This window comes from Citrobacter sp. CK180 (assembly GCF_030333655.1).
In the GTDB taxonomy this organism is placed as follows: domain Bacteria; phylum Pseudomonadota; class Gammaproteobacteria; order Enterobacterales; family Enterobacteriaceae; genus Citrobacter_B; species Citrobacter_B koseri.
This window is the reverse complement of record NZ_JAOWFM010000002.1, coordinates 61,111-68,737: the sequence shown is the minus strand read 5'-3', so window position 1 is coordinate 68,737 and position 7,627 is coordinate 61,111. Positions and strand designations below refer to the sequence as shown.

Below are 7,627 nucleotides of genomic sequence, written 5' to 3'. Positions count from 1 at the left end.
GAGGGTATTGCGAAGCAACAATTTTCCCGCCGGGAGCCAGGATTGTTAAGGAGGCGGCGACGAGCCTCCTTAACACGTTCGCAAATGCTATGGTTTCAGACAGGTAACGAACATAAGGCGAACGGAACAGCTAACAAGAGCTACATGTTGCTCTCGTTTTTATTTAATACCGTCTGCCGCCATTCGGTCGCGAATATGCTGGGCACGTTCGGCGGAGGCCGGGTGATCGTCAAACATGGAGCTTTGACGTCCCGCTTCCAGCTTCGCCAGTTTCTCAAAACTGGTTGCCAGCCCGGCCGGACTGATGCCGCGTTTGCGCAACAAGTCATAGGAGTAATCATCCGCTTCGGACTCCTGGCGCTGGGAGAACTGTGAGTTCACCAGTTTCTCGCCAAGATCGCCCAACTGCGACTGCGACAGACTGCCGACAATACCGCCAGCGGAAGCGGCTGCGGCGCGAACCGCGTTAGTCCCCAGCGCAACCTGCATCCCTTTCTTCACATGGCCGAGCGCAACGTGTCCCATTTCGTGGCCGATGACCGCCTCCACTTCGTTATCGGTCATGATGTCCATCAGGCCGCTATAGACGCGGATACAGCCGTTCGCCATTGCAAACGCGTTAACGTCTTTCGCCACATAGACTTTGTAATTCACCGGCTGGCCGTTGATATTGTCGCCGAGCGCAGAGGCGATTTTGCTCAGTCGCTTCGCGTATTCGCTGCTGGCCGGGGCGATCGTCGCCTTGCTGTCCATTTCCGTACATGCCTGGTCGCTGAGCGCTTTTACTTGCTCATCACTGAGGCTGTAAGCCTGAAAAGCGCCTGCACCTGAAGCGAGCAGTCCATTGGAGTCCATATTCTGGCAACCGGTCAGAACCGTCGCCATGCTCATAGCAAGCAGTAAAGCGCGAATTTTCATGTTTTCTCTTCCGCACGAAATCAGGATTGTTCTAAAAGTGCGCCTTGTGTCGATGAACCAGCGCCACGCTAAGTATAAAGAAAAGAACGACAAGGGGGTGAGCAGATTGCGCAACATGCGAACACGATCCGGAGATTTCTGAAGCGGCGAAAGGATGCTCCATGTACATGGCTCGCGGCTTGGGTTACATTGTTGGCACTTTTTTCCGGCGTAGCCCAAAACGCGCTGTCGTCAAGTCGTTAAGGGCATGGCCTTCATCATCCGATCTGGAGTCAAAATGTCCTCACGTAAAGAGCTTGCCAATGCTATTCGTGCGCTGAGCATGGACGCAGTACAGAAAGCCAAATCCGGTCACCCGGGTGCCCCTATGGGTATGGCTGACATTGCCGAAGTCCTGTGGCGTGATTTCCTGAACCACAACCCGCAGAACCCTTCCTGGGCTGACCGTGACCGCTTCGTGCTGTCTAACGGCCACGGCTCCATGCTGATCTACAGCCTGCTGCACCTCACCGGCTATGACCTGCCGATGTCTGAGCTGAAAAACTTCCGTCAGCTGCACTCCAAAACGCCGGGCCACCCGGAAGTGGGTTACACCGCAGGTGTTGAAACCACCACCGGCCCGCTGGGTCAGGGGATTGCGAACGCGGTCGGTATGGCGATTGCGGAAAAAACACTGGCGGCGCAGTTCAACCGTCCAGGCCACGATATCGTGGATCACTTCACCTATGCCTTCATGGGCGATGGCTGCATGATGGAAGGTATCTCCCATGAAGTCTGCTCTCTGGCAGGAACGCTGAAGCTGGGCAAACTGATCGCGTTCTACGATGACAACGGTATCTCTATCGATGGCCACGTTGAAGGCTGGTTCACTGATGACACCGCTAAACGTTTCGAAGCCTACGGCTGGCACGTTGTGCGCGGTATCGACGGTCACGATGCTGAAGCGATTAAACGCGCGGTTGAAGAAGCGCGCGCCGTTACTGACAAACCGTCCCTGCTGATGTGCAAAACCATCATCGGTTTCGGTTCCCCGAACAAAGCGGGTACGCACGACTCTCACGGCGCGCCGCTGGGCGATGCTGAAATCGCACTGACCCGCGAACAGCTGGGCTGGAAATACGCGCCGTTCGAAATCCCGTCTGAAATCTATGCGCAGTGGGATGCGAAAGAAGCCGGTCAGGCAAAAGAAGCGGTCTGGAATGAGAAATTCGCCGCCTATGCAAAAGCCTTCCCGCAGGAAGCCGCTGAATTTACCCGTCGTATGAAAGGCGAAATGCCGTCTGACTTCGACGCGAAAGCGAATGAATTTATCGCTAAGTTGCAGGCTAACCCGGCGAAAATCGCCAGCCGTAAAGCGTCTCAGAATGCGATTGAAGCGTTTGGGCCGCTGCTGCCTGAGTTCCTCGGCGGTTCCGCTGACCTGGCGCCAAGTAACCTGACTCTGTGGTCGGGTTCTAAAGCCATCAACGAAGATGCTGCGGGTAACTACATCCATTACGGCGTGCGCGAGTTCGGTATGACCGCCATCGCTAACGGCATCTCCCTGCACGGTGGTTTCCTGCCGTACACCTCTACCTTCCTGATGTTCGTGGAATATGCCCGTAACGCGGTGCGTATGGCTGCGCTGATGAAACAGCGCCAGGTGATGGTCTACACCCACGACTCCATCGGTCTGGGCGAAGATGGCCCGACTCACCAGCCGGTAGAGCAGGTGGCTTCTCTGCGCGTAACGCCGAACATGAGCACCTGGCGTCCGTGTGACCAGGTTGAATCCGCAGTGGCGTGGAAATACGGCGTTGAGCGTCAGGACGGCCCGACCGCGCTGATCCTCTCCCGTCAGAATCTGGCGCAGCAGGAACGTACCGAAGAGCAGCTGGCGAACATCGCGCGCGGTGGTTATGTGCTGAAAGATTGCGCCGGTCAGCCGGAACTGATCTTCATCGCAACCGGTTCTGAAGTTGAGCTGGCCGTTGCCGCATGGGACAAACTGTCTGCCGAAGGCGTGAAAGCGCGCGTGGTCTCCATGCCGTCTACCGACGCGTTCGACAAGCAGGATGCCGCTTACCGTGAAGCCGTACTGCCGAAAGCGGTTTCCGCTCGCGTGGCCGTGGAAGCGGGTATCGCTGACTACTGGTTCAAATACGTGGGCCTGAATGGCGCTATCGTCGGCATGACCACCTTCGGTGAGTCTGCGCCTGCTGAGCTGCTGTTCGAAGAGTTCGGCTTTACCGTTGATAACGTTGTCGCGAAAGCAAAAGAACTGCTGTAATCACGATACAACACCGAACGGGTCGCTCAGGCGGCCCGTTTTTTATAAAGAGATTATAACTAATTTCGTTCAGACAAGTGGCTATATATGATCTAATTCACATATTTGATATTTAGTGATTTGATGTAATTGTGATGAATAGCACATAAATACAGTTGCTTTTTATTTTTATGTTTTTAACTGTCTGTTTTTATTGAGTTCTAAAAAACACTTTCTCCTTCTTCGCATTTTTCCCCTCGATTGATTTCGCTTTGCCGCGCGAGTATTTTGTTTTTAACGATAAGCAGTACCCTATATAAATAAGGATAATTTATGCGGCTGATTGATTATTTCCCTGAATCGTCAATAGCAATAAAAAATTCAGCGACTGACTGGCGCGAAGCAATTGATTTTTCCATGTCCTCTCTGCTTTCTCATGACTATGTTAACTCACGGTATATTCAGGCCATTAAAGAGTCCACATTAACCAATGGACCTTATTATATTCTGGCGCCAGGCGTCGCAATGCCGCATGCGCGTCCTGAATGTGGTGCTTTAAAAACGGGGATGTCGTTAACACTCCTCCGGCAAGAAGTGAAGTTTACAGAAGATGATCCGATCAAACTATTAATCGGTTTATCCGCCGCAGATGCGGACTCTCACATTGGCGCTATTCAGGCGTTAAGTGAATTATTATGTGAAGATGAAATTCTTACTGAGTTGTTAACAGCGACATCTGAAAAACAGCTAGCGGATATTATTGCTCGCGCATAATTAATTTCTCCTCTACAGGATATTATTATGGAACACAAGTCTGCTCGTGCAAAGGTCCAGGCTTTTGGGGGCTTTTTGACTGCAATGGTCATTCCCAATATCGGCGCATTTATTGCCTGGGGGTTTATTACTGCCTTATTTATTCCAACCGGTTGGCTACCGAATGAACATTTCGCCAAAATAGTTGGCCCTATGATCACCTATTTGCTGCCAGTAATGATCGGTTCTACTGGCGGCCATCTGGTGGGCGGGAAACGAGGCGCGGTGATGGGGGGAATTGGTACGATTGGCGTCATTATCGGCGCGGATATTCCTATGTTCCTCGGCTCAATGATCATGGGGCCACTTGGTGGACTGGTGATTAAACATATCGACCGACTGCTGGACAAGCGTATTCCCGCTGGCTTTGAGATGGTGATTAATAACTTCTCTCTGGGTATTGCCGGGATGCTCCTGTGCCTGCTGGGGTTTGAGGTGATTGGCCCGGCAGTGCTCATCGCGAATAATTTTGTGAAAGAGTGTATTGAATCGCTGGTGCATGCCGGTTATCTGCCGCTGCTGTCGCTTATTAACGAACCCGCGAAAATTCTCTTTCTGAATAATGCGATTGATCAGGGCGTCTATTACCCGTTAGGGATGCAACAGGCGTCGGAAACGGGGAAATCGATTTTCTTCATGGTGGCCTCTAACCCTGGCCCGGGATTAGGGCTGCTGCTGGGCTTTACCTTCTTTGGCCGTGGTATGAGCAAAAAATCCGCGCCGGGAGCGATGATCATCCACTTCCTGGGGGGGATTCACGAGCTGTACTTCCCGTATGTACTGATGAAACCGTTAACGCTGATTGCGATGATCGCTGGCGGGATGACGGGAACCTGGGTGTTTAATCTGTTAGGCGGTGGACTGGTTGCAGGCCCAAGTCCGGGTTCGATTTTCGCGTACCTTGCGCTGACGCCGAAAGGATCTTTCCTGGCTACGATCGCGGGTGTAACGGCGGGAACGCTGGTGACCTTCATCGTGACTTCGATCATCCTGAAAATGGAAAAGAGCGTTGAAACGGAGAATGAAGAAGACCATTTCGCAGAGTCTGCGAAAGCCGTGAAAGCAATGAAACAGGAAGGCGCATTTTCTTATAAGAATATTAAACGTATCGTTTTTGTCTGCGATGCCGGAATGGGTTCCAGCGCGATGGGGGCAACGACATTCCGTAAGCGTCTGGAGAAAGCCGGTCTGGTGATTGCGGTGGCTCATCATGCTATCGAAAATGTTCCTGATGACGCCGATATTATCGTGACGCATGCCAGCCTTGAGGGCCGCGTTAAGCGTGTGAGTAATAAGCCCACGGTGTTAATTAAAAATTACATCGGTGACCCACTGCTGGATGAATTATTTAAAAAACTCATCGCGGATTAGCATCATCAATTTTTCGGAGTAACTATGAAGACCAAAGTCGCTGCTATTTATGGTAAGCAGGATGTTCGCATCCGCGAGTTTGAATTGCCTGAAATTACAGATAATGAACTGTTAGTGAGTGTAATATCAGACAGCGTGTGTTTATCGACATGGAAAGCCGCCACGTTAGGTAGCGAGCATAAACGTGTGCCTGATGATTTAGAGAATCACCCGGTTATTACTGGTCATGAGTGTGCAGGTATTATTGTTGAAGTGGGGAAAAACCTGACCGATAAATATAAAAAGGGACAACGTTTTGTGTTGCAACCGGCGATGGGGTTGCCCAGCGGATATTCAGCGGGATATAGCTATGAATATTTTGGCGGCAATGCGACGTATATGATTATTCCTGAGCTGGCAATTAACCTCGGCTGTGTTTTACCGTATCACGGCTCTTATTTCGCGGCGGCGTCACTGGCAGAACCCATGTGCTGTATTATCGGCGCATACAATGCGAACTACCACACGACGCCTTATGTTTATGAGCACCGTATGGGGGTGAAACCTGGCGGTAATATTGCGCTTCTGGCGTGTGCCGGGCCGATGGGGATCGGCGCCATTGATTATGCCATCAACGGTGGTATCCAGCCTTCGCGAGTGGTGGTGGTCGATATTGATGAAGCCCGTCTGTCACAAGCGAAAAAACTGCTGCCGGTCGAGCTGGCGGCGGCGAAGGGGATTGAGCTTGTTTATGTGAATACCTGCGGCATGGAAAACCCGACGGCAAAACTGCGTGCGCTAACGGAAGATGCGGGTTTCGATGACGTTTTCGTTTACGCCGCCGTCCCGGCGGTGGTGGAAATGGCCGATACACTGCTGGCTGAAGACGGTTGTCTGAACTTTTTCGCGGGCCCAACGGATAAAGATTTTAAGGTTCCGTTTAACTTCTACAACGTGCATTACAACAGTACCCATGTTGTGGGAACATCCGGCGGTTCGACCGATGACATGAAAGAGGCCATTGCGTTGAGCGCCACAGGGCAACTACAGCCTTCATTTATGGTAACGCACATTGGCGGGCTGGATGCCGTCCCGGAAACGGTGCTTAACCTGCCCAATATTCCGGGCGGGAAAAAACTCATTTATAACGGCGTGACCATGCCGCTGACCGCTATCGCCGATTTTGCCGAAAAAGGAAAAACCGACCCGTTATTCAAAGCGCTGGCGCGTCTGGTTGAAGAGACGCACGGCATCTGGAATGAAAACGCGGAGAGATATTTGCTGGCGCAGTTTGGTGTAGATATTGGGGAGGCGGCGGCATGATGTCTCTGGCGTGGCCGCTTTTTCGGATTACGGAACAGGCAGCGCTTGCTGCCTGGCCGCAAACCGGATGCGGCGATAAAAACAAAATCGATGGACTGGCGGTGACAGCCATGCGTCAGTCATTAAATGAAGTCGCCATGCGGGGCAAAATTGTTATCGGCGAAGGCGAAATCGACCATGCACCGATGTTGTATATCGGTGAAGAGGTCGGAACCGGGACAGGGCCGAGCGTGGATATCGCCGTCGACCCGATTGAGGGAACGCGCATGGTGGCGATGGGGCAGAATAATGCGTTGTCCGTGATGGCGCTGGCGCCGCAGGGGAGCCTGCTGCATGCGCCTGACATGTATATGCGCAAACTGGTGGTTAACCGTCAGGCGAAAGGGGCGATTAACCTCGCGTTATCACTGGAAGAGAACCTGCGTAATATTGCCGCTGCGCTGAATAAGCCGCTCACGTCGTTGTGTATGGCGACGCTGGATAAACCGCGCCATCAGGCGGTTATTCAGCAGGCCGCGCGGCTTGGCGTTAAGGTGTTTGCTTTGCCGGACGGCGATGTCGCCGCCAGTGTATTAACCTGCCAGCAGCATCATCCGTTCGATGTGATGTACGCTATTGGCGGCGCGCCGGAAGGGGTGATATCAGCCTGTGCCGTGAAGGCGCTTGATGGTGATATGCAGGCTGAGTTGATTGACTTTTGTCAGGCGAAAGGTGAAACGGCGGAACACCGATTGATCGCGAACGATGAGTTACGCCGCTGTAAGCAAATGGGTGTCGCGGTGAACCGGGTTTATACGCTGGATGAACTTGTGGGAAGCCAGGATATTCTGTTTTCAGCAACGGGCGTAACGGGAGGCGATCTGTTACATGGCGTGCAGAAAACGGAAAATGGCGTCAGTACGCAAACATTACTGATCGGCGGCATCGATCGAACGTGTAATATAATAGACTCTCTGCATTGCTGGTGATTTATCG

At 52.4% G+C, this 7,627-nt stretch carries 6 protein-coding genes; 5 read left to right on the top strand and 1 reads right to left on the bottom strand.

The features are described from left to right. Positions 1-159 precede the first annotated feature (159 nt). The gene (gene loiP, locus OGV50_RS00345) at positions 160-918 is read right to left on the bottom strand and encodes a metalloprotease LoiP (RefSeq protein ID WP_049010274.1); all 759 of its coding nucleotides are present in this window, start codon (positions 916-918) and stop codon (positions 160-162) included. Between the two features lie 277 nt (positions 919-1,195). Between loiP and tkt the strand changes: the two genes are divergently transcribed. The 5 genes from tkt (at position 1,196) to glpX (ending at position 7,620) form a co-directional block, all read left to right on the top strand. After that, positions 1,196-3,187: a transketolase gene (tkt, locus tag OGV50_RS00340; RefSeq protein ID WP_286488214.1), complete on the top strand. Its 1,992-nt coding sequence runs from the start codon at positions 1,196-1,198 to the stop codon at positions 3,185-3,187. Between the two features lie 312 nt (positions 3,188-3,499). Continuing rightward, complete coding sequence (gene cmtB, locus OGV50_RS00335; RefSeq protein ID WP_047461368.1) at positions 3,500-3,940, top strand: PTS mannitol transporter subunit IIA; 441 nt, start codon at positions 3,500-3,502, stop codon at positions 3,938-3,940. Between the two features lie 27 nt (positions 3,941-3,967). Further along, entirely contained in the window at positions 3,968-5,350 is a 1,383-nt protein-coding gene (locus tag OGV50_RS00330; RefSeq protein ID WP_286488213.1) for a PTS mannitol transporter subunit IIBC, read from the top strand. Positions 5,351-5,374: 24 nt separating this feature from the next. Then, entirely contained in the window at positions 5,375-6,652 is a 1,278-nt protein-coding gene (locus OGV50_RS00325; RefSeq protein ID WP_012135046.1) for a zinc-binding dehydrogenase, read from the top strand. Next, the gene (gene glpX / locus OGV50_RS00320; RefSeq protein WP_286488212.1) at positions 6,649-7,620 is read left to right on the top strand and encodes a class II fructose-bisphosphatase; all 972 of its coding nucleotides are present in this window, start codon (positions 6,649-6,651) and stop codon (positions 7,618-7,620) included. The genes OGV50_RS00325 and glpX overlap by 4 nt, the downstream gene beginning before the upstream one ends. The last annotated feature ends 7 nt before the right edge of the window (positions 7,621-7,627 follow it).